Below are 24233 nucleotides of genomic sequence, written 5' to 3'. Positions count from 1 at the left end.
CGCATTGCCGAACTGGCATTGTCAGCGGGCCGTTTAAAGGCCAGCACGGGCTGTGCTGGTCACAATTCTAAGCTCAACCGGCCCCGGCAGACCGCCGGGACAGCAAAAGTTCAGGGTCACGCCGCCGCTTTTTCCGGCGCATGCTGTCCGAGGCCGAGCATGTGACAGATGGCGTATGTCAGATCCGCCCGGTTCATCGTGTAAAAATGGAAGTCGTTGATCCCGCGATCTACGAGATCCATGACCTGTTCGCAGGCAACGGAAACACCAACCAGCTTACGGGTTTCCGGATCGTTGCTCAGACCGGAGAAACGGCGGGCCAGCCAATGCGGTATGGACGAGCCGCACTTGGCTGAAAATGTCATGGTTTGCTCGAAATTGTGGATCGGCAGTATGCCCGGAACCACCGGAACGTTGATACCGGCAGCGGCAATGCGCTCCAGATAAGCATCGAAAGTATCGTTATCGAAGAAATACTGGGTGATGATCCGGTCAGCCCCGGCATCGACCTTGCGCTTCAGGTTGTCGATTTCCTGCTGCCAGTTCCCGCTCTCAGGATGCTTTTCCGGATATCCAGACACGGAGATATCAAAATTGGCGATCTTCTTGATGCCGGCGACCAGATCGGACGCATACGCATAACCGTCCGGATGCGGTTTATAGACAGCGCCGATCCCTTCAAGAGGATCCCCGCGCAAAGCAACCAAATGGCGGACACCGAGCTCCCAATAGTCGCGCAGAATTTCATCAACTTCGGATTTGGGAGAGCCGACGCAGGTCAGATGCGCGGCAGGCGCAAGAACCGTTTCCTTCAAGATCCGCTCCACGGTCTTGTGTGTGCGTTCCCGGGTCGAGCCGCCCGCACCGTAGGTGACGGACACGAATGCGGGCTCAAGGGGCTCCAGGCGCTTCACCGTTGACCAAAGTGTTTCCGCCATTTTGTCGGACTTCGGCGGGAAAAACTCAAACGAAGCGGTGATCGGCTCGGCCGACTGGCCACGGGATCTGCGTGACGTGAATTCGGTCATCTCAAGCAACCTCTCGGGAAGGATTTCTGGCAGGCAAGTCGGTAATGACGCGGCGGTCCCGTGCGAGCCAAAGCGTGACGGTCAAAAGCGTACCGTCGGTTTGTGAAGGAACCAGGTCCGTGACCTGTTCCAAGTCCAGTTCGTTCGCGTGGAGCCAGCGCTCCATCTGCTCATGAGCAAATCCCAGCCGGCGGTGAGCATGCTTGTCGCGCAGGAACTCCAGCTCATGCGGTGCAAAATCCGCAATAAGCAGCCTTCCGCCCGGACGCAGCGCGCGGGCTGCCTCTGCCAGGGCTCTTGCCGGGTCATCCAAAAAGTGCAGAACCTGATGGATAACAATCACATCAAACGACCGTGGTGGCACGTTAAGCGCGTAAACATCGCCGTGGCGAACCTGAGCGTTGGCAAGGCCCGCTTCCGCCAAATTTGCGCGGGCAACCGCAAGCATGTCATGGGACGCATCTATTCCAAGCGCATTTGAATACCGGTCGGAAAACACTTCAAGCAACCGCCCGGTTCCCGTCCCCAGGTCGAGAAACGAATGGATTGGAGTATCCCCAAGCGCGGCCCGCATGGCGGCTTCCACATCGTGTTCAGGAATATGAAGAGCACGCTCCTTGTCCCAGGACAGAGCGCGCGCCGCAAAATAGGCAGCTGCCTCTTCCGCTTTCGCCTTGCGAATGGACTTAAAGCGTTCCTGATCCGCCGCCAGAACGGGATCGTCGGAGGCAATCCGGTCAACTAAGCCGCGTGCCAGCTGGCCTTCCGGCCCATCTGCCAGGCGATAGTAGACCCAGGACCCTTCCGGGAAACGCTGGATGACATCCGCTTCGGCAAGAAGCTTCAGGTGGCGGGAAATGCGTGGCTGGCTCTGGCCGAGAATTGCCGTCGCATCTTTCACAGTCAGCTCGGCTTCTGCGAGCAAGGCAATGAGCCGCAAACGCGTCGTCTCACCAACCGCACGCAAAGCCGCCAGCGTCTCATCTACAGATAGGGTCAAGTCCTCGGTCATTCAGCCCGCCATCAATGTCGATATAAAGATATCTTTATATGAAATTGGCAGGCATGGCAAGACCACTGTTCTTTTGCGGCGTCGATTTGTCGGGATGCGTCATTCAGAGTGGGGTCAGCGCTGCCTCTTCCCGGACCCAATCCACAAAAGCGTTGGCGAGCGACCTAGTGCGGCTGCGTTTTGAGCGGATTGCGCCAAAGCCATTAACAATTCGGAAAAACCCGAACGGCGCCAATAGACGCTTGTCAGCTAGCTCTTCTTCAACCAACCGGCGCTCAACAAGCGCGGCACCAAAGCCCGCCAATGCCGCCTCGATTACAAGAAAGGTGTGCGGATAGGCTAGCGTCCTTTCAGCCCTAACCGAACGACATGTCATTTTTTCGTAGGCTTCCCAAACCGCGCCAGGGAGTTCTTGGACACAACGTGTTGGAACGCGCAGCTCATTGCCTCGTATTTCAACTTCCAGCGCTGGAGAAACAACGATGCCGAATGCAACATCACCAAGAATGTCAATGTCTGAGCGCTCTTCAAAGCCCCACCTTAATCTGTCCCAGGTAAGGGTCGCGTCCATCTCCTCCTCCGGGAGCCATTGCCGACCCGTCATCCGAAAATTCACCTGCGCTTCAGGGTACCGTTTATAAAACCGAGGCAGCCTTGGCATAAGCCAGCGCATGGCAAATGTGGCACTGATACCAATCTCTAGCACCGGACTTCCGGAGCGATTTTTTAAGTCTTTCCAGGCATGAGAGATTTGTGCCATCGCTGGCCGCACAGCGGCCGCGAACGCCTCGCCCTCTTGTGTTAAGACAACCCGCACACCTTCTCTGCGAAACAATGCAGCGCCAGCCTGCTCATTCAGATGGGCAATCTGCTTGCTGATTGCGCCATGCGTGCGTCCCAACTCCTCCGCAGCCGCGCTCATGGATCCCAGCCGAGCTGTCGCCTCGAAGGCAGGCAGAGTATTCAATGGCGGCATTTTCAATCTCATGTTTCGGTCCTGATGAGTCCTATTGTGAGAACTGCTCACATAATAAGGAAGCCTTCTCCTTCGCCAGCCACCTGTAACACCGTATATTTTGAAGGGCATGCTAGACCAATATTAGGAAAAAACCATGAATTTTCAAAATATTCTGGAATACCCATGTCCTAAGCAGCCAACAATCAGAAAGCTCAGAGGCCAGAAATCTGATCAAACGACGACGATATATATGCAATTTTGGAACATAAGAACTTGGTTGGATGGTATTGTTGTCACGTTCAAGGCGTGGCGCATCCGACAAGCCCTTAAAAAGGAAGCAAGGCAGCTCTACTGGCTGGAGAATGAGTCTGTCTTGCAGGATCTCGGACTGTCACGGGAAGACCTGGCCTCACCGGCATTCCTGCCCGAAGTCAGCTTGGACTACAAAGAGCGTTCTGATAGCAAAGGTCCGGTTACTCCGGTGTCGCCTGATCAACCGAAGACGCCAGCATGTGATCGAAGTCCCCGTCTTGCACACATTGGGGCAGGCTGTCGTGCGCAATGAGTTCGGTTCCTGCAAGTTCGCGATCATACAGCTTCTGGATATCACTAGTATCGACAGTCTGGCCGTGGACGACGGATTCCAGTTTTGTTTGGAACGCAGAAAGCCCACCCATAGAGGAGAAGTGCCACCCTGCATTTGGTATAATTCGGACTGGCTGGCTGATCCCGGACAGATTGCGGTTACGATGCCGCAGCAGAGGTTGAGAGACAAAATTTGGCACATACCTCTTTTTGGTCATGCGGGCTTTCGTCCGGCGCAGTTGCTGTGGCGTTGTAAAGTACCTCTTCTCAATCATCCGGGAACCAAGCAACCACATCTTGCCTGGCGCAATACGGTCAAGATGGTGCTTATGCAGGCTTTGCTCGAAAACCAATAGCCGGTTGCGGTAAACTTGGCGTTCGAGCACACGCTCGAGCACGGAAGCCCGCACGATTTCATCGACGTCAGACAGGAGGATGAGGTCATCCTGCGAGCAGCGGCCGAGTGCATCAGTGATCGCATTGCGCTGATAATTTTCCCGTTCCCAGTCTTTTTTTCGTCGATGTTTGTAAACGCCCAAAGCTGGCGGCAGAACATCAGGGAACGTCACTTGAATATCGATAATCTTGTCAGCCCAGCGCGCAAAACGCTGCCGGTTCTCGGCAAAATAATATGGCTTCTCGCCACCGCGCTGGGTTTGATTGGCTTCTACCAAAACAAAGTGATCGACATAGTCCCCCATTTCCCGGAGGCGGATTTCCAGAAGATCGAACTCGTTATGAAAGACGAAACAGTCGAACAGACGCATAAATGATCCCTAAAGGCTCTTCCAGACGCGGAACTTTGCCCGCATGGCCTTTTCTTCAAGATACCGTGTCAGTTTAAACAGACGTCCTACAGAAAGATCGTCGGCACAGTAACCACCTGACAGAAACACTTTCTCAAACTGGCGCATTACAGGATCAGGCCGATAGCACTCCACCGAGCGCCGTGCCTGGTCCATATCATCCGCCGACGGCCTATAACTGGTCAAAAGCCGCGAAAGGTCATGACGGGTGCGGTAGAGCCATTCAGACTTAGGGCTCATGTGTACGTGGTTCTGATCCATGCCGCCGGCCCAACTGAAAACCGGCTTTCCAAGCATCAAAAACTCAGCAATTGCGAGACCGAAACTCTCTCCGATCTTCTTTGCGTTCAAGCCAACATCACAGGCCGCAATAAACCGGACCTTATCGGGCACATTGACTATTGGCGGAAGGAACAATGCGCGTTCGTGGTCCAGGAATTTTTCCGTGTTTACAAATACAAAGTAGAGATACCGGCGTTTTTCAATGGCCTCGCGGACGGCCTTTCGGGCAAAGGGAACATTGAATTGATCAAACCCACCGTACCGGCCAACCACAAAGGCGTCTTTTGGGATATTGAGTTCTTCGCGCATCGTTCCTGAAGGTTCAGGCAAATCAACAATATGCGGTACAGCCGGGGCGCGGCCACCGGACATCCAGTTTGCGAGCCATTGGGAAACATAGGCATAGACATCCCCATGGGGCTCAAAATGCCGGAAAACTGCGTGAATACCGGTTCGATCAGCAGCAATATCGAAAGACCCTTTCCGACCCTCACGGATTGAATAGGCAAAATCCAGCAGATAAGGCTCACTAACGGTCCGCAAATCGCTGCCAGCAGGCACCGGAACCAGGTTGAGCTTATCTTTAAACTTCTCTACCACCGCCGGGACGCTCTTTTCTTCAGAATAGAACACCACGGATTCGTGACCCAAAACTTCCTGTGCGCTCATCGCATAATCAAATAGCGCGACGCTCATTCCGCGCTCGTTGATTGCTCCAGCCTGAAATCCAATCCGCATCCCGTGTCCGTCCATCTGTTCGCCGGGACCGATATAGGATATCCGGGCCAACGTCCATGGAGTTGGCCGATAAATGCAGTCCGGACAATGGAACAGCCCTGACGGACGACCTATTGGATGGAAAATGGCATTTCGACCTTAACGGACTCGCCTCCATTCTCGTCGTTGACAGTTAGAACCAGGACGTAGTCACCCGCCGGAGCTCCGCTGACATTTAAGGTGAGGTTGGCCATATACTCGGTGTTGGGAACGCGGCTCTTGAAATCAAACCGTCCAAAGCCCTTTTGCCCAGCGAGAACCTTTCCATCTGGAGAGGTCAGATCAAAATCAACAGTCAGCAGAGACGTGTATAAATCGCCCTGCCGTTTCCACAGGAAGCCGACAGGCTCAAGATAAACAAGGATCGGTTCACCGCCGTTAAAGACCGTGCCGTCCTTAGCAGTGTAAATGCCGAAGCCATCGGCTGGAGCTGCAACGAAGATCGCCGTCTGGACGGACATCGGTGCCTGTGCCCACACATCGACCAGAGCTTCACGCATGAGGGTTATTGCTTTACTGGCGTTCCCTTCACTCAAGGCCGTTTCGGCTTGGCTCGCCTTGTCCTGCAGGGCACCGGCAACAGCTGCGCTGGTCCCCGCAAAGATGAAAATTGCCGCAATACTTACCCATTTGAGCATCAATTCGTCCTCTTAAGAGCATGATCGCACGACTGCCTTTCATACAACTCTACAGGAAGACGCTACGACCCGGTCAAAGTTGATCATTTGGCCCGTCGTCTGCCTGCCCCGCCTCGGCGTCATGGATCATTCCGGAGGCTGCAGCTCCCGCTGCGGCAGCAGCCCTGGCGGCCGCCCCCGGAGCCTGGTCATCATCGTCTCCATCAGACCCCGCAACCCGGACGGTCACCTGACGATGGGCGAACTTGATGCCGTTTTTCTCAAATAGATCTCTAAGGCCCGCATAGACCACTTTGCGCAACTCAAATTGCTTGCCGGGTTTGGTCGTGAATTTGACGCGGGCAATCATGGCCGAATCCTCCATCGACAAAATTCCTTGCGATTTCAGAGGCGCCAGGAACATCGGACCGTAATACTCATCATCCAGAAGCTCTTTACCGAAATTCTTGATGATCTTGCGCATCTTCTCCACGTCCGTGTCGTAAGTGACCCGGAAGGCCAATTTCATGACGGCCCAATCGCGCGAAAAGTTCTCGACCTGCTGGATCTCGCCGAATGGCACAGTGGTTAGTGCACCCCGATGGTGGCGGAGTTGCATTGAGCGGATCGAAATCTTTTCGACCACCCCTTTGGCGCTGCCGATATCAATGTACTCGCCTTTCCGGAAAGCATCATCAATAAGGTAGAACGCACCGGAAAAGATATCCCGGATAAGCGTCTGCGCACCGAAGCCAATGGCAAGGCCAACAACACCTGCGCCAGCAAACAACGGTGCGATGTTGACGCCAAGTTCCGCCAGAACCACCATTGCCGCGATCACGACAATCGTAATCAGCAAGAAGTTCCGGAAGATGGGCAAAAGGGTCGCAATACGGCTTTCACCGGCCCCTCCAACTTCGGCCTCCTCGTCTTTTTCCGCCGGGGCTTCCTTCTCGATTTGGCGGTCGATCAGGATCTTGACGGCCTCATAGGCCATGTAACCCAGGAAGACGACCAGGATCACTTCGATAAAGGAGCCGATCAGAGATCCGCTTCCGGCAAGCGGGACACCCCACCAGTTGGCGAGGAGGTCAATGGCCCCAAAACCGACTACAATTGCCGCGCCGCGATCGAGAAGCTGGCGGAACGGTGAGCGCTGCTCCTCCCGTTCTGCAGCCTCCGCCCTTGCCTGAGATAAGAGGCTGTCGCGGTCCTGCACTTCCCCTTCGCTGTCCTCAGCCCGTTCGATGTCTTCCGCGATCTGCGCTTGCGCCTTGGGTGTATCGAGGCGGGGCAGAAGAAGTTTATCAATCAGAAGAATGAGGAGACCGTAGACAACGGCCGCGAGCAGGAGGACTTCAAGCGGCGCAGCAACAAGTCCGGTGGCATCAGGCATATCCAGGAGAATCCGGATGGACGAGATACTCCACGCCACTACAAAATAGATGATCGCAATGAAATGCCAGACATTGGCAAGCACCCGCCGCCAAAGGGGGGCTGTTTCCAATTCCCGGCCCCGGATCAAGCGGGCAATCGTAGTCCGGTAGACAACGGCTATGACCGAGAGGATCACCATGGACAGCGCCGATGCGCCAATCAGGGCAACCTTATGGACGTCCTGCGGAAGTCCGAGGCGTTCCATCAGGAGGCAAAAGGCAAACGCCGTCAGCGAAACAGCCCCGCCCGCCAGCAAGGACCGGTAAAGACCCGAGGCTTCCTCATTCGACAGTTCAACAAGGCGGTGGCTTTCAGCATCCGGGGCGAGAAGATTGAGCCAGATGATCCGAAGGGTCAAAAAGGCGGCAATCATGCCGAGAACAACCATTGCGGTTTCATTCGCGGCTTCAAGACCGGAACCGATGGCAAGATAAACAACCGCGCCGGTTATGAAAAACAACGCAACACCGGCAATCATCAGAAGCGCTCTTAAATAGAGATAGATGATTTTGTCAGACCGCGAATACACATCCTGCTTGTACATATGGGCAAACTGCTTACGGCCCCAGCGGGCGAGCAAGAAGGCCGCAAACAGGCCCAGGGCGACACCGATGGAAACGTCGAAGACAGCCGCAGAAATCCATGCCAATCCCGCCTCTTCGCCTTCGTTTTGAAGGGTTTGGAGCACGGAGTCATGGATGGTCGGAATTTCACTTAGGATCCCTTTTAGGACATCACGGGCTTCGACGGCCTCGTCACCGAAGGAATCGAGCGCTTCGAGAAAACCAGCGCCCTCCTCTGTCCCCTCGTTTGAACTCACTTTGGCGCTATCCGCCGGCGCTGGTGCCGCTTCGCTTTCCGTGGTCTTTCCGGCATCGGATGTGATTGTTGAAACCACACTCGAAATGCCCTGTGCCTGCGCTTCGGATGCGGTGACCGGCAGCGTGATAAAACCCGCTATCACGAGAGAAAAAGCAAAAAAGAACAAAGTCGGCAGAAAGTAACGGACACCTGATCGCTCATCCGTGCATTTAGAAAACTTCATCGGGGCCCCGTCCCTTGCATGGTCAATTTGCCATCTCTAAAGCACGGATTCCCAAGCCTGAAAAGCTATGGGTCCCAATCTCGCTGGTACCAAAACAAAAACCCGGCCAAACGGGCCGGGTTTTGAATCTTTGGGGTCACTGGATATCAGTTGAGAACCGTGTGGCTCCAGTGGGCCATCTTGCGCTTTGCTTCTGCAATCGTCATGCGCTCGAACACGGACATGGCATCGCTGCGCTGCTCCGGTGTAAGGCGGTGCCGCCAGGGACCGATTCCCAGCAGGGCGCCGACCGTGATGGAGGAAAAGCCGGACGCCTTTGCAAGGATGATGAACGGCTCCGGGTCAGGGCGCACCATCCAGTGGCTGACTTCTTCAACACCACACCGCACAAGCCAGGCAAAGGTCGCAACGGCTTCTGCAAACCTGTCTTCGGACGCGAACCTGCGCAATGCGGCCTCGTTGACCATTCCGCGCTTTGCAAGCAGCATGATGCGGCTGCGCGCGGTCTCAAAGTCATAGCGTCCAAGCCAATATTGATTGGACATGCGTTGCGCTGCGATATCGACAGCCTCATCAAGCCGGTTGGCATCCTGCGCGCGGCCCTCGGCATGAAGTTTGCGGCGGACTTCTTCGCTTGCGACGGAGAGGAGGTTTGCGATGTGGCTTTCTGCCAAATCGGCCCGTTCGCTCAAGGTCAATTGCAGCGTTGCATCAGAGGCGGCGTCTGAAATCAATGCCATGACGGACGTGTCGGACAGGCGGGCTCCGTCGTTGCCTGCAACCTTACGCTTTACCTTCAGATCACCCGAGCGGATCAGGATGTCTGTAACCTCCTGTGACAGCACTTCACGTTGCGCGATGGCAAACTGGTGGGCATTTCCGCGCTTTTCAGCGATCTTGATAAGATCCGCATCCCGCAGCACGGTTGAGCGGACAAGGATCGGCTCAGCGACTTCAATATCATCGTCCGCCAGCCGCCGGATGGTCTCTTCCGGACCCCGGCGCAGGCTGGCCATCTGATCGGCCACGTAGCGGCGGACTTCCGTCTCAACCATGTCGACCAGGCGCAGCAGGACTGAATCATAAATGTCCACCTGTTCATCAGAACACCGGTCTGATGTAAGGGCAAACAGAGTAGCCACATGCCGGGCGAGTTCTGCCCTGCGGGCGCTTCCAGCTTCCCCGGTCAGCTCCGAAAAGTTCACCAGTTCTGTTTTCAACGCTTCAGTCATTCTTACGCACCAATTGTTCGTTCATGCCGCTATCCGGCGTTGATACGGAAGATGAAGGGGAGACTTAAAGAAGACAGAAACGCCGATTTCGAGAATATAATTGTCTTTAACTAAAATACGCCGCTAATTTGAATTTCTCCTGACACATACACCATAACCAGCTGTTTTTTCTGAATTTTCAGTTCGATTTTAGCTTCAGGAACGGCCCGTTTGAGCTCCAAAAAAGTTTTGAACCGGTTCAAAAAATGCAGCGTAAGATGCTGTTGCTGCCCATTCCACGGTCTTGCCGGTTAAATTTGTTAACAGCGCTTCCCGCGGCAATTCCTTGTCTAAGCGCGTGAGCTTGTCCGGCGCTTTCCGGCATGCGCGCGCGTCGAAGCCCGCCTGATTGACCAGGCGCCCCCATCCATTGAAGAAACAAAAACCGGTGCCAAATGGCACCGGTTCTTGATCGTTTGGATAAACTTGGGGCGTTTATTCGGCCGCCTGCAAGAAGACCTTGCCGGCCTCATCCCCGTCATTTCCGCCATCGGTGCGCTGATCCAGCTGTTGCAGCAGAACTTCACGCTTGCCGCTGGCCACCTTCATATTGGCTTCCTTCACCGGCCCGAACCCTTTGACAAGTTCGGGGATGCGCGCCAGCTCGACCAAAAGGCCGTATTTGCTTTGCGGCAGGCGCTTTATGATCTCGGCAATATCATTTTCATACTGCGTAATAAGCGCCCGCTCCGCCTTGCGCTCGGCGGTGCGTCCAAACGGGTCATACCATTTGCCGCGGAACGACTTCAGGCCAGCGAGGATCTTGAACGCGGAGAAGATCCACGGACCAAAGGCAATTTTCTGAGGACGTCCGGTTTTTGCATCCACACGCTGCGCCAGGAGTGGCGGCGCAAGGTGGATTTTCAGCTTCCGGGGATTTTCGAACCGCTGTGCGACCTTCTCCTTGAAAGCAGGGTCTGAATACAGCCGCGCAACTTCATACTCGTCCTTGTAGGCCATCACTTTGTAGAGCAGATCGGCCACTGTCCGGGTCAAGCGGTAGGTACCCGGACCATGGACCTCGTCCGCAGCCTTGACCGATGCCACAAGCGACCGGTACCGCTCGGCATAGGCCAGATCCTGATATTTGATCAGCTCTTCGGCATTGAAAGCGATTTTTTCATCCAGCGTGAATTCCGGCGGTTTTTGTGCGCTCGGAAGCGCTCCAAGCAACACCTCCGGCGTTGCCGCGAGTACGCGCCCGGCACGGAAGGCCTTGATGTTGTTTGCAACGGCTGCACCATTGAGCTCCAGCGCCGTTTCGATTGCCTCATCTGAAATCGGCAAAGCACCGCTTTGATAAGCCATACCAACCAGCAACATGTTTGCGTAAATGGCATCACCGAGCAGCTTTTCAGCAATGTCGGCTGCGTCCATGGCAAGGTATGTGCCGGACGCATCCCGAAGCGCGGTGTCCATCCGGCTTTCGTCAAATGACAGCGTCTGTTTCAGGACAAACTCGGCCGTCGGCGCCACTTTTGTGTTGGCAACGCTGACCGTATGCCCCCTGTGAGCCAGGGCCAGCTGATCCGCGTTTGTGGCGACCACCATGTCACTGGCGATCAACAGATCAAGGCTGGCGGCCGGGACGCGGGGACCTTCAATAGCCCGGTCGCTGGCTGCAAATCGCACATGAGAGGTGACAGGTCCGCCTTTCTGGGCAAGACCGGTCATGTCCAGTGTGGAGGCCTGCTTGTTGTCGATATGCGCGGCCATCGCCAGAACGGCACTGATTGTCGTGACGCCCATGCCGCCAATGCCAGCAATCAGCGTGTTGTGCGTGCGTTCCAGGCTTGCGAGCACCGGCTGCGGCAGATTTTCGACCAGCGCATCGATATCGACATCAGCTTTTTTCGGCTTTTTCAGGTCCGCGCCTTCAATTTCGACGAAGGATGGGCAGAAACCCTTGATGCACGAAAAGTCCTTGTTGCAGCTGGACTGGTTGATAACCCGCTTTTCCCCGAACGGTGTTTTCAGCGGCTCAACGGACAGGCAGTTCGATTGCACGGAGCAATCGCCACATCCTTCGCAGACCCGGTCATTGATAAAGAGCCGCTTGTCAGGATCAGGATAAAGACCGCGCTTGCGCCGGCGCCGTTTTTCTGCGGCACATGTCTGGTCGTAGACTATGACGGAAACACCGTTGAACAACTGCAGGTCTTTCTGCACATTCATGAGCTCATCGCGATGATAAACCTTGGCGGTCGGCGCAATTTGCGCCCAGGACCCATATTGGTCCGGGTTTTCCGACACGATTGCAATGCGCTCGACACCTTCGGCCTCAAGCTGCCGGGAAATCTGCGGCACGGACAGCTGGCCGTCATGTTCCTGACCGCCGGTCATCGCAACGGCATCGTTGTAAAGGATCTTGTAGGTGATCGGCACCTTTGAGGCGAGCGCCTGGCGGATGGCCAGAATACCGGAATGGAAGTAGGTTCCATCGCCGACATTTGCGAACACGTGGCTGTCACCGGAGAACGGTTGCTGGCCGACCCACAGCACCCCTTCACCGCCCATCTGGATCTGGCCTTCCGTGCTCCGTCCGGCCATTTCAGTCATGGCGTGACAGCCGATCCCTGGCATGGACCGGGATCCCTCCGGTGTCTTCGTCGATGTGGAGTGCGGGCAACCGGAACAAAAGTAAGGGATCCTGGCAGCACGCTCCGCGTGGCCCTGTGCCCACATGGCCTGTTTTGTCATGCGGGCTGCAACGGCGCGCATTTCCTCGGTTACAGCCTCTCGCGGCAGCCAGTTCATCAGGCCTTCGATGATTTCGGCAACTGAGAGCTCCAGCACGTCAGACAGGAAATGAGACCCATCCGGGCGCTGCTTGCCCCAGATTTCCGGCCGGCTCATGTCGGGCCAGTGATAGGAAATGCTCTTGATCTGCGGCTCCATGAACGCGCGCTTATGCTCAAGAACAAGAAGACGTTCCGCGCCCCGGGCAAAATCGCGAAGCCCCAGGGGCTCCAGAGGCCATGTCATTGCAACCTTGTAGACTGCAAGACCCAGCGCCTTGGCTGTGTCCTCGTCCAGTCCCATCAGATCCAGCGCCTGAAGCAAGTCGCGGTAGGCTTTTCCGGAAGCTACGATACCAAGCTTGACCTGTCCACGTGTTCCAAAAGCAACGCGGTCCAGGCCGTTGGTACGGACATAATTAAGGGCCGCCGGAATCCGCAAATCACGGACAAGACGCTCTGTTTCCAGCCGGTTGCCGAGAAGAAGGTCCCGGTTTTGATGGTAGTCCTTGCGCGGATCCCCTTCCAGCGGCCGGATCAGGCGCAAACGGTCAGGTGAAATGTTGATCGTAGCCGAGGCATCCATCGTATCGGCGACACAGATCAGCGCTGTCCAAAGACTGCTGAACCGGGACATTTCGAGGCCATGGAGGCCAAAATCCAGAACATCCTGAATGTCCGCCGGATTCAGCACGGGAATCTCGTCATGCTCGAAGAAGAATTCGCTCTGGGCCGGAAGAATGGAAGACTTGGCCAGGTGGTCATCGCCAGCAAGCGCGAGCACGCCGCCGTTGCGGTCGGTTCCCGAAGCGTTTGCCTGGCGCAGTGCATCGCCTGCCCGGTCGACACCCGGCGCCTTGCCATACCAGACCCCGAAAACGCCATCATAATCGGTCGCACGGCCAACGCCGCCTTCGCCGCGCAGCTTCTGACTGCCCCACACGGCAGTGGCGCCGAGTTCCTCGTTCACGCCGGGCTTGAAAACCAGATCATACCCTTTGAGGTGGCGGTGCGCGCGCATAAGCTCGGTGTCGTACCCTGCAAGCGGTGAGCCGCGATAGCCGGACACAAAGCCGCCTGTCTTCAGACCCGCTGCGCGGTCAAGCCGGGCACGATCCAAAACAAGGCGGACAAGCGCTTGTATGCCAGTCAGGTAGACCCGCCCCTGTGTCGAGACATATTTGTCATCCAGGGTTACGGTTGGCACATGCACATTCATCCAGCGTCCTCCTTAGCGTCGATTGCGCAGCTGCACTCCCAAGCAGCTTGTCAGAGTAATATCATCCTTTTCTTAGGCAATTTCTGTGCTATCGTCGCCCTCAATCACCTTGGGGCAGCATAATAATTCCTATAAAGACCAATGACCGATAAATATCTTCTCGACCCGTCGGACGTGCGTGTTTTGCGCGTTCTGCAAAGGGACGCCTCCCTTTCGATTGCCGAAGTGGCCAAAGAAGCCGGCATGAGCCAAACGCCGTGCTGGCGGCGGATCAAGCGGCTTAAGGAACAGGGCATCATCCGCCAGATCACTGCAATAATTGACCGGGAATCGGTCGGTCTCGGCTTTGTTGCATACTCCTTTGTCAAACTGGCTGTGCCGAGCCGCGAGAACATGGAGACATTCGACAAGCTCGTGCATCATTGGCCGGAGGTCGTCACGTGTGAACGGATCACCGGTGCGGTCGATTACCTCATCAAGGTCGTGACCGATGATATCAAAACCTACGACAATTTTCTGCGGTTAAAATTGCTGGACAACACCCTTGTCTCCGACGTCCAGTCCCGGATCGTTGTCAATACGGTGAAAGATACCGTGGCGCTGCCGTTGAGGGAAAGCTGAACAAGCCATACTGTTGATGAAAACTGGCCCAATGGGAGCGCGTTTCAGACCGCCCGGCGATTATGCGGCCTGTTTGTCTTCCATGGCCCCATTCAGAAGTTCATCTATGAACAGCGACAGGAGCTGCGGACGGCCAGAAACTCCGGCCTTGCGGTAGATCGCATTACACTGAGCTTTCACCGTTCCTTCCGCCGTTTTGCGGATACTCGCAATCTCCGAGATGGAGAACCCTTTCAGGGCCAGCATGGCAACGTCCGCCTCAGATGGTGTCAGTGCCCAAGCCTCGAAATGCTCTTCCAGCAACGTTATGAAGGCGCCCGAAGCCGCCTTGATCTGCTGTTCAAGGCGCCGCTGCCGGTTTAGGGTCTGGCGCACTTCAAATCCCGACGCAACAAAGCCCAAGACTAGCGCTGTGATCACCATGTATTCCAGAACATCACTTTCCAGAAGACTGTCGGGATCCTCGCCCCAAATGGCACTCACAGCTTCTTCTGTCACAATGAAGAACACGCAGAAGCCAAGCAGACCAAATAGCAGCCAAGGCCGCGCCGACCGCCATGTTATCGAACCGGGCATTATAAAACGCATCCTTTCGGCTTAAAGGAAGCCACTCCAGGCCAATTCGTTGGAGTTCAGAGCAGCTAAATCTATTCAAAGAAATAGCCCGGGAACACATCATCCGGCAACGGAGAAGTGGATCCCCGGCCGGCTGGTCGGGGCAGACCGAGCGGCGGTCCGGCCGGGGACGGGCCAAGTCAGATGTTATTCGTCACTGTCATCGGTATCGTCTTCCAGCTCCATTTCCAGGATCTGGCCGGACGTCGGGTCGATTCCGAATTCCATCGCTTGGCCGTTCAAAGTGACTTCAACTTCCAGTTCGCCCCCTTCGCGCTCGATTTCCTCAACAGTGTAGCCGTGTGCTGTAAGTGCTGCGCGGATTTCCTCATCCGTCGTTCCGACGGTTTCTCCCAAGGACGCGGCAGCCATCGCACCACCTGCAACGGCGATCACGGCGCAAGAGGACAGGATGGAAAGAGCGGAATACTTTTTGGTCTTGAGCATTTTCGGGTCCTATTGTGAATTAATGTCGGGGTCGGCATAGCCACCGGCCTCCCCGATCTGACCCCGGCCCCATGCCGGAACCATTGCTCAAAAGCTTATAAACCCGTCTCTAAACCCTGGTTTAGGACAGTTTTGTCCGTGTTTATGGACGGTGCAGCCAAAATCCCGGTTTCAGGCGCTGAGCGTTCGAGTTCTTTTCAGCTGAAAAACCGGAGAGGAGAAAATGGTGCAAGGTCCGCACTGGAGGGCTTATTGGTAATGAGTTCGGCAAGAAGCTTGCCCGTCACCGGCCCAAGCGTAAAACCATCATGACCGTGGCCGAAATTGAACCACAAGCCACGGGTTTTCTGGGACGCTCCGACAATCGGAAGGGAATCCGGCAGGCAAGGCCTGGATCCCATCCACGGCGCGTCCTGAAGGGCACGCCCCAGCGGGAACAGCTCTTCGGCCTTGCGCTTCACGTGCTTAATAATGGCCGGATTTGCAGGCGCATCCCGGCTGGCGAGTTCCACACCCGTCGTCAACCGGATACCGTTATCCGTCGGCGTCAGCACGAACCCATTGTCGATATCCACCACAGGACGGGACAAGGACGCCCCGGATTTCGGCCGGTAATGCATATGATATCCGCGTTTTGCCGCCAGCGGATAGGTCTCGCCCTGCATCTTCAAAAAGTCCGTGGACCAGGCGCCCAGCGCAACAACCGCATGACGGCCGAACACGCTCGCCCGTTCGCCGGCCACCGCCCAACCGCCACGCTGTTGCTGGACCTTTAGTGCATCCGCCCGGAAATAGGCTCCACCATCTTGGATGAAGCCCCGCCAGAAGGCGTCAACCACCGCTCCGGGATTGGAAACTGAGCGGGTTTCGGGCCAATGGATTGTCGGCAGATCCTTGAGCTTCAAACCCGGCTCAAGAAGGCCCAGATCACCCGGCGACAGCTCGTCATAGGACACTCCATAGATACGGGCATAGTACCGCTCGGCCTCGCTGGCCCGGTAAGAGTTGCCTGACCGGTAAAGATGCAGCCAACCGCCCCGGCGGTAATACCGGTCCGCATTCGTGCTGCTGGCGAGCTCCAGATGCGTTTCAACGGCCAAGGCGCGCAAGGGCGCAACCGCCCTGCAATAAGCTTCGGCCGCAGCACCAGAAGAGGCTCTGAAATACCGCCGCAACCACGGCAAGAGCCCAATCAAGGCCGGAAGAGAATACTGGACCGCGGTCGAGTGCCCCAGCGCCGTCGATAGGAGAGTGCCGAGGCCCGGCGACATCGACGGGGGCACAAAGCCGTTTCTCTGGATGATCCCGGCGTTTCCGAATGAGGCCTCTTCACCGGGATGCTTTCGGTCGATCAAAGCGACATCCAGACCGAAGCGGCGCAGGTAGATCGCGGTAGACACACCGACGATTCCGGCCCCGAGGACCAGGACATCAAATGTCTGAACCGGCTTCGTCTGCTTTTTCATGGCCATCCCGGACTGGCGCGCACCCGCCGGATCCGATAGTTAGGTAAGTGCCTGCCTTCACGTACACTTTCAGGAGATATCTTTAAATGATTCGGATCGCAGGGGCAGGTTTGGCGTTTGTCGGCAGGCACGGAACAGCCGCGCTTGCTGTGAGTATCTTTATCGGAATGGCCCTGCCGGCGTTTTCAGCCCTTCTCCGGCCCTATCTCGGTGTCGCCGTCTTCAGTCTGCTAACGCTGGCTTTCCTGCGGGTCGACCACAATGCGGTCCGGTACCGGCTGAGGCACCCCAGGACACTCGTTCTGGCCCTCTTGTGGATGATGATCGGTGCGCCGCTGCTTCTTGTTCTCCTGGTCCATGGCTTCAATCTGGAAAGGTTCGGACCGGAGCTTGTCCTGGCCCTGTTCATCGCTATTGCCCCACCGCCGGTCATGGCTGCACCGGCCTTTTTGTATCTTCTGGGTCTGGACGGGACTCTCAGCCTGGCCTTGTCGGTCGCAGCACTCATCATCACCCCGCTGACGGCCCCCTTGATTGGTGAGCTGATGCTGGGCGCAGCCCTGCCGCTCAGCGTGGGCAGCCTGGCCATCCAATTGGCAGGCCTGCTGGTCGGGGCTTTTGTCACGGCGCTCGTCTTGCGAAAACTGGCGGGCACCGAACGCCTGTCGCGAAGCGCAAATCACATCAGCGGAATGAATGTGTTGCTGCTGCTGGTGTTTGCCATTGCCGCCATGGATGGTGTCGCAGCCAGTTTTGTCAGCCAGCCCTTGTTCACTTTGGGACTTACCGGCCTGACCTTTCTCCTGGCCCTTGCTCAGATCGGCCTGACCCTTCTGCTGTTCGCCCCGGCCGGACGCGAAGACGCCTATGCGATCGCGCATACATGCGGCACCCGGAACATGGGGTTGATGGTCGCGGCTTTCGGCGGGGCCATTCCAGAGTTCACCTGGCTCTGGTTCGCCGTTGGCCAATTCCCGATTTACATGATGCCTTTGTTCATGAAACCGTTTGTCAGAGTTTTCTGCCGGTTGAACCTGAAATCTGTGACCTTGAACACCTAAGGGCCCGAAACCTGCGCTATTGTCGCTCATCGGTTTGAAAGGGAGGCTCCCATGCGGGTATTTGCGGTTCTGTCGCTTTTTTGTTTCGGACTGTTGGGTCTGGCGGTCCCGGCGTCCGCCGGAGATATGGCCAAGGTGCAGGTTCTGGGTTTTTCCGAGGATGGCCGGTACTTCGCGTTCGAGCAGTACGGTATTCAGGACGGTTCCGGTTTCCCATACTCTGAAATCTTTGTTCTCGACGTTTTCGAAGACAGCTGGGTTCGCCCGTCGCCATTTCGTCAGCGGGACGAAATAGACGACAGCCAGGGATACGATCCCGATGCGCTGCTGCAGGAGACCCGGGCCCAAAACCGGCTGACCGCGCAACAGCTGCTCCAGGACAAGGGTATTGCTGGCAAAGGTGAGACAGTTGGCCATAGTCCCGTGACCGAGTTGTCTGCAGATCCTTACAAGATGACCGTAAATTTGCGCCCGGTCGTCCCACCGATCGATGACCCCATGGACATCGAACTCCAGCAGTTCCCGATGCCTGATGCGACTTGCGCAAGTTACGGTGTGGAGACAGCAGGCTTTCAGTTGAACACGGTCCATGGCGGTGAAGCCCGTGTCCGGCATGCGGACACCCAGCTTCCGAAAAGCCGGGGATGTGCGATTGGCTACAGGATCGAGCGGGTCGTTTCCTATTTCCCGGACGGAAAACCACCCGTCCTTGCCATCCTGGTCCAAGTCCTCAAACACGGTTTTGAGGGACCTGACGGCCGGATATTAGCAATCACCGGACGCTTGTAACCAGCTCAGCCACAGCGTTGCGAAAACGCTGTGGCAGGGACAAAGACGTTGAATGGACCCCTAGCCCATGCTAGCGCCCCGGTGAGACTGTCCACAGCCGCACGCATTTCAAATCGGGAACACCATGTCCAAAGACCTGAAGATCGCACCGTCCATTCTCGCCTCCGACTTTTCAAAACTCGGACAGGAAGTCCGGGATGTTGTCGACGCCGGGGCGGATTGGATTCATCTCGATGTTATGGATGGCCATTTCGTGCCGAACATCACCTTCGGTCCTGATGTGATCGCCAAGCTGCGCCCGCACACCGACAAGGTTTTCGATACGCACCTCATGATCGCGCCATGCGATCCCTATCTGGAAGCCTTCGCCAAGGCCGGATCGGATATCATCACGGTTCACGCAGAAGCCGGGCCGCACCTTGACCGGTCGCTCCAGGCGATCCGGAATCTTGGCAAGAAGGCCGGTGTGTCACTCAACCCCTCAACACCGGAAAGCGTGCTTGAATACGTTCTGGACCGCCTCGATCTTATTCTGGTCATGACGGTCAATCCCGGCTTTGGCGGCCAAAAGTTCATTGATGCGATGGTCGAAAAGACACGGCGCATCAAGCAAATGATTGGTGACCGGCCAATCGACCTGGAGATCGACGGTGGTGTGACGCCCGAAACAGCTCCGCTTGTTGCAAATGCAGGCGCCAACGTGCTGGTGGCCGGATCTGCAGTCTTCAAAGGCGGCAGCGTCGAGAGTTACCGGGGCAATATCGAAGCCATAAGAGCGTCCGTCGGCTCCAACTAAAATTCCGTAACTGTCTTTCCGAACGGCCTCCCCCTCGGCTATGGTCGAACCATCAGACGAGGGGGCTAGTCTTGTCGCATATGAACCGCAGCATTGGCCTGCTCGGCCTGACGTTCGTCGCGATCAGCGGGATTTTAGGGTCTGGTTGGCTGTTTGCGCCCCTCCTGGCCGCTCAAGCGGCTGGTCCCTCCGCCTTGATCGCCTGGGCCATCGGCGGATTTGCCATGCTTTTGCTGGCTGCAACCTTCGCCGAAATCGCGACAATCCTTCCGGTTGCAGGCGGTATCGGACGTGTTCCGCACTTCTCCCACGGCTCTGTGGTCTCCATGACCATGGGCTGGACTGCCTGGGTCGGCTACAACACCACGGCCACCATCGAGGTTGAGGCCGTGCTGCGCTATTCGACAAGTTTGGCGCCGTGGCTTTATGAGAGCGATGGCAATCTGAGCGCTGCCGGGCTTGGCGTTGCCATGTTGCTACTGATTGTTTTCACGATTTTGAATGCATTTGGCGTCCGGTTTTTCGCGCGCATCAACACCGCCCTGACCTGGGTCAAAATCGTGGTTCCCGCACTCCTGGCTGCGGCCATCTTAACGTCGGAATTCCGGTACGCGAATTTTGAGAACTATGGCGGATTTGCGCCGGAGGGCATCAAGGGCATCCTGTCAGCCATCTCAACAGGCGGGGTCATCTTTGCCCTCATTGGTTTCCGCCATGTGATCGATATGGCGGGAGAGGCCAAAAACCCGAAGGTAAATGTGCCGCTGGCACTGATCTTTTCTCTTGTCATCTGCCTTCTGATCTATGGCGGCCTGCAGCTGGCTTTTCTCGGCGCTCTTGATCACAGCCAGTTGCAGAACGGGTGGCCGGCACTGCATTTTACCGGCGAACTTGGGCCGATGGCCGCTTTGGCAACAGCGGTCGGTGCGCTGTGGATCGTCTCGATCCTCGATACAAGCGCCCGGATCTCCTCCTTCGCGTCGGGCCTGGTATCGGTCGGCTCCAATGCGCGGCTTGGGCTCGCCATGGCCCAGAATGGTCTGTTTCCAAAATTCATGGAAACCCTGTCCAAGCGCGGCGTGCCGCTGTTTGCCCTCATGGTCAACTTCGTGGTCTCGGCCTTGTTTTTCGTGGCTTTGCCATTCAAGGAAGTCCTGGCGCTCAACACGTCCTCGATCGTGCTGTCCTTCGTGGTCGGGCCGATTGCGGTGCTCGCGTTCCGCCGATTGCTTCCGGACACGCCAAGAGCTTTTGTCCTGCCCGCAGCTCCCCTCACCGGCTGTCTGGCATTCGTGGTCGCAACGCTCATCATCTACTGGAGCGGATGGAGCACCATGTTGCATCTCGGCATTTGCCTTGGGCTGGGAATCTTGTTGCTTCTTTATAGAGGCATGCGGATCGGCATGGCGCAGCTTGACTGGCGCGAAGCCATATGGCTGGGCCCATATCTCCTGGGCATTATGCTGCTCTCCTATCTCGGCTCGTTCGGCGGCGGCGCCGGTTTCCTGCCAGTCGGCCCCGACATTGCTGTGGTGGGCCTGTTTGCAGCCGCCATATACGCCCTGGCCGCACGGCTCAGCCTGCATCAATCGAAATTCGACCAGTATATGGCTGAAGAAAAAGCCGATGAGATCGAAGAATACGGACCGGACGGAGACGGGCCGGTCGAGCGGATGGGCTCATGAGTTCCGCAGGCGGATCGAAATTGGACCGGCTTGGCGGTTGGGCTGGCGCTGCCCTGCAACATGGTGTATTTTAGGACAGCAATACTGACGTATTTAGTTTAAGGTCCAACACTCCATGCCCGCAGCCACACCCGTTGCCGCAAACACTCAAAAACAGTCTGCTTTGGAAGATCTTCAAGGCCTTTCCTTCGGCGTCTTCACCTGCTCGCTTGGCGTGGTTTTCCTGTCTCAACTCGGATTTTTGACGGGTCAGAGTGCAGGCCTGGCCCTTCTCCTGTCCTACGTTCTGGATATGAATTTTGGCCTGATTTTCTTCCTGGTGAACCTGCCATTTTATTGGTTCACCTATAAAAAGCTTGGCCTTGAATTCACGATCAAATCGGCTCTTTGCGTCACAGCAATGGCGGTCACGGTGGATCTTCTAAGAGACATCATCGTGTTTGAGGCTCTGAATCCGCTCGTCGGGACACTGGCGTTCGGGGCGCTTGCAGGTGTAGGGATTCTGGCCTGCATCCGGCACAAGAGCAGTCTTGGCGGCATGACCGCTCTTGCCCTGACCATTCAGGATGCAACAGGCTTTAAAGCAGGATATGTCCAGCAAATTGCGGACGTCCTGATATTCACCGCCGCCCTGTTTTTGTTTCCGTTTGAAATCGTGCTCTGGTCGATTTTCGGGTCGCTCATCCTGAACTTCTTCATCGCGGTCAATCATCGCCGCGACCGTTATATCGTGCACTGAAGACAGGTTCTGTTCCCTTGATCTGAAATTCGGCTCCTGTGCCGGCATGCTCTGAACTTCAGATTCACAAAGGTGACGATCCGATCCATGTTTCCAGAGTACTGGGTGTTATGTCAGAAGCGACCGAAATTGCTCGACTACTGTAAAATCAATCAGCCTTGGCGACCGATCAGGCCCGGACTATAGCCCGCTGATTTGGTGTCGTTTCCGGAATGGGAATTCGTTCCAAAATTTGCCTCCGTTGTGAAACAAATTTCAGTTCCACCACACTAACTGAGCCTGACCGTTGCCGGCGGTTTTGGAGACGCTGTAGCAAGCTTTTCTTTCAGACCGTTTGGAAACAGTTCCACCTGCTTTGCCTCCATCTCCGCAAGGCTCATCCACCGGGCAACGCATTCTGTCTCATCGTGCTCCAGAAACCGGATCGTGTCTTTGCGATAGAACTTCGGATCGGAAAAATGCGCATGGCAAAGGAACACGATCTCGTGGCCGACATTGCCATGATGGTCGTAGATGTTTTCCAGGACGAAGTGATCTTTGCTCAAGGCGATATGTGCGCCAAGCTCTTCGAGAAATTCCCGTTTCAAGGCATCCCGCCATGGCTCGCCGAATTCGATTGTGCCGCCGAGCGGGCGCACGCCTTTGACACGGCCGAGATCATCCTCGACATCGAAAACCAAAAGTGCATCGTCCTGCCACACGAGAGCAAGGGCCTTCACGGTGATCCAATTTGATGGCCGCCAGATGGTCATTCCCACTCCCAGTGGTTGCTTAAGGTTCCGGAATCTGCCTGTTAAAATTCACATTGTTTGTCTGCTCGCAAGCAAAATCGGCGGCATTTGATTGAAGGCTGCCCGCGCCTCTGCTATCCCGCAGCCAGCTTTTCCCAAATTAAGGACTGATCCAGCGATGATCCCGCGCTATTCCCGCCAAGACATGGTCGATATCTGGTCTCCGGAGTCGAAATTCCGCATCTGGTTCGAGATTGAAGCCCATGCCTGTGATGCTCTGGCCGAGCTCGGCGTCATTCCAAAGGAAGCTGCGAAAACGATCTGGGAAAAAGGCGGGACTGCCACCTTCGACATCGACCGCATCGACGAAATCGAACGGGAAACGAAGCACGACGTCATCGCTTTCCTAACCCACCTTGCGGAGATCGTTGGACCGGATGCCCGGTTTGTCCACCAGGGCATGACCTCGTCGGATGTTCTCGACACCTGCTTCAACATCCAGATCGTCAAGGCAACGGATCTTCTCCTGAAGGACATGGACGATCTCTTGGCGGCCATCAAACGCCGGGCATTTGAACACAAAGACACAGTCACCATCGGCCGCTCCCACGGCATCCATGCCGAGCCCGTCACCTTTGGCCTCAAGATGGCCCAGGCCTACGCCGAATTTGACCGCTGCAAATCCCGCCTTTTGAACGCCCGGGAAGAAATCGCCACCGGTGCCATTTCCGGCGCTGTCGGCACCTTCGCCAATATCGACCCGCGCGTTGAAGAACATGTCGCTAAAGCACTTGGCCTGCAGGCTGAGCCGGTCTCAACGCAAGTCATCCCGCGCGACCGTCACGCGATGTATTTCGCAACTCTTGGCGTCATCGCGTCATCCATCGAGCGTCTTGCGACAGAAATCCGCCACTTGCAGCGCACGGAAGTTCTGGAAGCAGAAGAATTCTTCTCCAAGGGCCAGAAGGGCTCGTCGGCCATGCCGCACAAGCGCAACCCGGTCCTGACCGAAAACCTGACCGGCCTGGCCCGTCTGGTGCGCATGTCTACCGTTCCGGCCATGGAAAACGTGGCTCTGTGGCACGAGCGCGACATCTCGCATTCCTCCGTTGAGCGCATGATCGGCCCGGACACCACCGTGACCCTCGACTTTGCCCTTGCCCGCCTCACCGGCGTCATCGACAAGCTGGTCGTCTATCCGGAGCGCATGATGGGGAACATGGACCGCCTTGGCGGTCTGGTCCATTCCCAGCGGATCCTGCTGGCACTCACCCAGGCAGGCTCTTCCCGTGAAGACGCCTACCGCCTCGTTCAGCGCAACGCCATGAAGGTCTGGGACAGCTATCAGGTGTCCGGCGACGCGAAGGTCGACTTCCTGACCGAATTGCTCAACGACGAAGATGTCCGGAATTACCTTTCGGAAGACCAAATCCGCGACCGCTTCGATCTCGGCTACCACACCAAGAACGTCGACGTGATCTTCCAGCGGGTGTTCGGGGAAAGCTGAC

At 56.4% G+C, this 24233-nt stretch carries 20 protein-coding genes; 7 read left to right on the top strand and 13 right to left on the bottom strand.

Annotated elements, in window-relative coordinates:
• Positions 1–116: 116 nt before the first annotated feature.
• From metF to E1180_RS10995, 9 genes are all read right to left on the bottom strand, one after another.
• The gene (gene metF, locus E1180_RS11035) at positions 117–1028 is read right to left on the bottom strand and encodes a methylenetetrahydrofolate reductase [NAD(P)H] (RefSeq protein ID WP_155191231.1); all 912 of its coding nucleotides are present in this window, start codon (positions 1026–1028) and stop codon (positions 117–119) included.
• A gap of 1 nt (position 1029) precedes the next feature.
• Positions 1030–2040: an ArsR/SmtB family transcription factor gene (locus E1180_RS11030; protein WP_196220580.1), complete on the bottom strand. Its 1011-nt coding sequence runs from the start codon at positions 2038–2040 to the stop codon at positions 1030–1032.
• A gap of 103 nt (positions 2041–2143) precedes the next feature.
• A complete protein-coding gene (locus tag E1180_RS11025) occupies positions 2144–3028 on the bottom strand; it encodes a LysR substrate-binding domain-containing protein (protein WP_155191307.1) in 885 nt (294 codons plus the stop codon).
• Positions 3029–3471: 443 nt separating this feature from the next.
• Positions 3472–4350, bottom strand: coding sequence for a glycosyltransferase family 17 protein (locus E1180_RS11020; protein WP_155191230.1), 879 nt, complete (start codon positions 4348–4350; stop codon positions 3472–3474).
• Between the two features lie 9 nt (positions 4351–4359).
• Positions 4360–5367 carry a glycosyltransferase family protein gene (locus E1180_RS11015; protein WP_155191229.1) on the bottom strand — a complete coding sequence of 336 codons (1008 nt, stop codon included), beginning with the start codon at positions 5365–5367 and terminating at the stop codon, positions 4360–4362.
• A gap of 152 nt (positions 5368–5519) precedes the next feature.
• On the bottom strand, positions 5520–6086 hold the full coding sequence (locus E1180_RS11010; RefSeq protein WP_155191228.1) for a hypothetical protein: 567 nt from the start codon (positions 6084–6086) through the stop codon (positions 5520–5522).
• Positions 6087–6159: 73 nt separating this feature from the next.
• A complete protein-coding gene (locus tag E1180_RS11005; RefSeq protein WP_155191227.1) occupies positions 6160–8547 on the bottom strand; it encodes a mechanosensitive ion channel family protein in 2388 nt (795 codons plus the stop codon).
• Between the two features lie 146 nt (positions 8548–8693).
• Positions 8694–9779, bottom strand: a complete 1086-nt coding sequence (locus tag E1180_RS11000) for a DUF2336 domain-containing protein (RefSeq protein ID WP_155191226.1) — start codon at positions 9777–9779, stop codon at positions 8694–8696.
• A 474-nt stretch (positions 9780–10253) separates the two neighbouring features.
• A complete protein-coding gene (locus E1180_RS10995) occupies positions 10254–13775 on the bottom strand; it encodes an indolepyruvate ferredoxin oxidoreductase family protein (RefSeq protein WP_155191225.1) in 3522 nt (1173 codons plus the stop codon).
• A gap of 141 nt (positions 13776–13916) precedes the next feature.
• On the opposite strand from E1180_RS10995, the gene E1180_RS10990 reads away from it, so the two are divergent.
• Positions 13917–14396 carry an Lrp/AsnC family transcriptional regulator gene (locus tag E1180_RS10990; RefSeq protein ID WP_155191224.1) on the top strand — a complete coding sequence of 160 codons (480 nt, stop codon included), beginning with the start codon at positions 13917–13919 and terminating at the stop codon, positions 14394–14396.
• Between the two features lie 60 nt (positions 14397–14456).
• Here E1180_RS10990 and E1180_RS10985 read toward each other — a convergent pair whose 3' ends face one another.
• From E1180_RS10985 to E1180_RS10975, 3 genes are all read right to left on the bottom strand, one after another.
• A complete protein-coding gene (locus E1180_RS10985; protein ID WP_208997076.1) occupies positions 14457–14972 on the bottom strand; it encodes a helix-turn-helix transcriptional regulator in 516 nt (171 codons plus the stop codon).
• Positions 14973–15158: 186 nt separating this feature from the next.
• A complete protein-coding gene (locus tag E1180_RS10980; protein WP_155191223.1) occupies positions 15159–15458 on the bottom strand; it encodes a PepSY domain-containing protein in 300 nt (99 codons plus the stop codon).
• A gap of 197 nt (positions 15459–15655) precedes the next feature.
• The gene (locus E1180_RS10975; RefSeq protein WP_155191222.1) at positions 15656–16924 is read right to left on the bottom strand and encodes an NAD(P)/FAD-dependent oxidoreductase; all 1269 of its coding nucleotides are present in this window, start codon (positions 16922–16924) and stop codon (positions 15656–15658) included.
• A gap of 86 nt (positions 16925–17010) precedes the next feature.
• Here E1180_RS10975 and E1180_RS10970 point away from each other — a divergent pair, with 86 nt between their 5' ends.
• From E1180_RS10970 to E1180_RS10950, 5 genes are all read left to right on the top strand, one after another.
• Entirely contained in the window at positions 17011–17985 is a 975-nt protein-coding gene (locus E1180_RS10970; RefSeq protein WP_196220579.1) for a sodium:proton symporter, read from the top strand.
• Between the two features lie 51 nt (positions 17986–18036).
• On the top strand, positions 18037–18774 hold the full coding sequence (locus tag E1180_RS10965) for a DUF2259 domain-containing protein (protein WP_155191221.1): 738 nt from the start codon (positions 18037–18039) through the stop codon (positions 18772–18774).
• A 124-nt stretch (positions 18775–18898) separates the two neighbouring features.
• Entirely contained in the window at positions 18899–19570 is a 672-nt protein-coding gene (gene rpe / locus E1180_RS10960) for a ribulose-phosphate 3-epimerase (protein ID WP_155191220.1), read from the top strand.
• A gap of 80 nt (positions 19571–19650) precedes the next feature.
• Entirely contained in the window at positions 19651–21255 is a 1605-nt protein-coding gene (locus E1180_RS10955) for an APC family permease (RefSeq protein WP_155191304.1), read from the top strand.
• Between the two features lie 115 nt (positions 21256–21370).
• The gene (locus E1180_RS10950) at positions 21371–21994 is read left to right on the top strand and encodes a YitT family protein (protein WP_155191219.1); all 624 of its coding nucleotides are present in this window, start codon (positions 21371–21373) and stop codon (positions 21992–21994) included.
• 269 nt (positions 21995–22263) lie between these two features.
• On the opposite strand, the gene E1180_RS10945 is transcribed toward E1180_RS10950, so the two are convergent.
• Positions 22264–22746 carry an NUDIX hydrolase gene (locus E1180_RS10945; protein WP_155191218.1) on the bottom strand — a complete coding sequence of 161 codons (483 nt, stop codon included), beginning with the start codon at positions 22744–22746 and terminating at the stop codon, positions 22264–22266.
• Positions 22747–22903: 157 nt separating this feature from the next.
• Between E1180_RS10945 and purB the strand changes: the two genes are divergently transcribed.
• Positions 22904–24232 (top strand): adenylosuccinate lyase, encoded by a 1329-nt coding sequence (purB, locus tag E1180_RS10940; protein ID WP_155191217.1) that lies wholly within the window; start codon positions 22904–22906, stop codon positions 24230–24232.
• Position 24233: the final 1 nt, after the last annotated feature.

This window comes from Roseibium denhamense (assembly GCF_009711415.1).
GTDB classification, from domain to species: Bacteria; Pseudomonadota; Alphaproteobacteria; order Rhizobiales; family Stappiaceae; genus Roseibium; species Roseibium denhamense.
Note: the sequence above shows the minus strand (reverse complement) of the source record. Positions and strands in the feature narration are given on the sequence as shown.

Bases quoted from the DNA above. Each gene is read 5' to 3' on its own strand.
- metF (WP_155191231.1), bottom strand. From the start codon at position 1,028: ATGACCGAATTCACGTCACGCAGATCCCGTGGCCAGTCGGCCGAGCCG.
- E1180_RS11030 (WP_196220580.1), bottom strand. From the start codon at position 2,040: ATGACCGAGGACTTGACCCTATCTGTAGATGAGACGCTGGCGGCTTTG.
- E1180_RS11025 (WP_155191307.1), bottom strand. From the start codon at position 3,028: ATGAGATTGAAAATGCCGCCATTGAATACTCTGCCTGCCTTCGAGGCG.
- E1180_RS11020 (WP_155191230.1), bottom strand. From the start codon at position 4,350: ATGCGTCTGTTCGACTGTTTCGTCTTTCATAACGAGTTCGATCTTCTG.
- E1180_RS11015 (WP_155191229.1), bottom strand. From the start codon at position 5,367: ATGAGCGTCGCGCTATTTGATTATGCGATGAGCGCACAGGAAGTTTTG.
- E1180_RS11010 (WP_155191228.1), bottom strand. From the start codon at position 6,086: ATGCTCAAATGGGTAAGTATTGCGGCAATTTTCATCTTTGCGGGGACC.
- E1180_RS11005 (WP_155191227.1), bottom strand. From the start codon at position 8,547: ATGAAGTTTTCTAAATGCACGGATGAGCGATCAGGTGTCCGTTACTTT.
- E1180_RS11000 (WP_155191226.1), bottom strand. From the start codon at position 9,779: ATGACTGAAGCGTTGAAAACAGAACTGGTGAACTTTTCGGAGCTGACC.
- E1180_RS10995 (WP_155191225.1), bottom strand. From the start codon at position 13,775: ATGAATGTGCATGTGCCAACCGTAACCCTGGATGACAAATATGTCTCG.
- E1180_RS10990 (WP_155191224.1), top strand. From the start codon at position 13,917: ATGACCGATAAATATCTTCTCGACCCGTCGGACGTGCGTGTTTTGCGC.
- E1180_RS10985 (WP_208997076.1), bottom strand. From the start codon at position 14,972: ATGCCCGGTTCGATAACATGGCGGTCGGCGCGGCCTTGGCTGCTATTT.
- E1180_RS10980 (WP_155191223.1), bottom strand. From the start codon at position 15,458: ATGCTCAAGACCAAAAAGTATTCCGCTCTTTCCATCCTGTCCTCTTGC.
- E1180_RS10975 (WP_155191222.1), bottom strand. From the start codon at position 16,924: ATGAAAAAGCAGACGAAGCCGGTTCAGACATTTGATGTCCTGGTCCTC.
- E1180_RS10970 (WP_196220579.1), top strand. From the start codon at position 17,011: ATGATTCGGATCGCAGGGGCAGGTTTGGCGTTTGTCGGCAGGCACGGA.
- E1180_RS10965 (WP_155191221.1), top strand. From the start codon at position 18,037: ATGCGGGTATTTGCGGTTCTGTCGCTTTTTTGTTTCGGACTGTTGGGT.
- rpe (WP_155191220.1), top strand. From the start codon at position 18,899: ATGTCCAAAGACCTGAAGATCGCACCGTCCATTCTCGCCTCCGACTTT.
- E1180_RS10955 (WP_155191304.1), top strand. From the start codon at position 19,651: ATGAACCGCAGCATTGGCCTGCTCGGCCTGACGTTCGTCGCGATCAGC.
- E1180_RS10950 (WP_155191219.1), top strand. From the start codon at position 21,371: ATGCCCGCAGCCACACCCGTTGCCGCAAACACTCAAAAACAGTCTGCT.
- E1180_RS10945 (WP_155191218.1), bottom strand. From the start codon at position 22,746: ATGACCATCTGGCGGCCATCAAATTGGATCACCGTGAAGGCCCTTGCT.
- purB (WP_155191217.1), top strand. From the start codon at position 22,904: ATGATCCCGCGCTATTCCCGCCAAGACATGGTCGATATCTGGTCTCCG.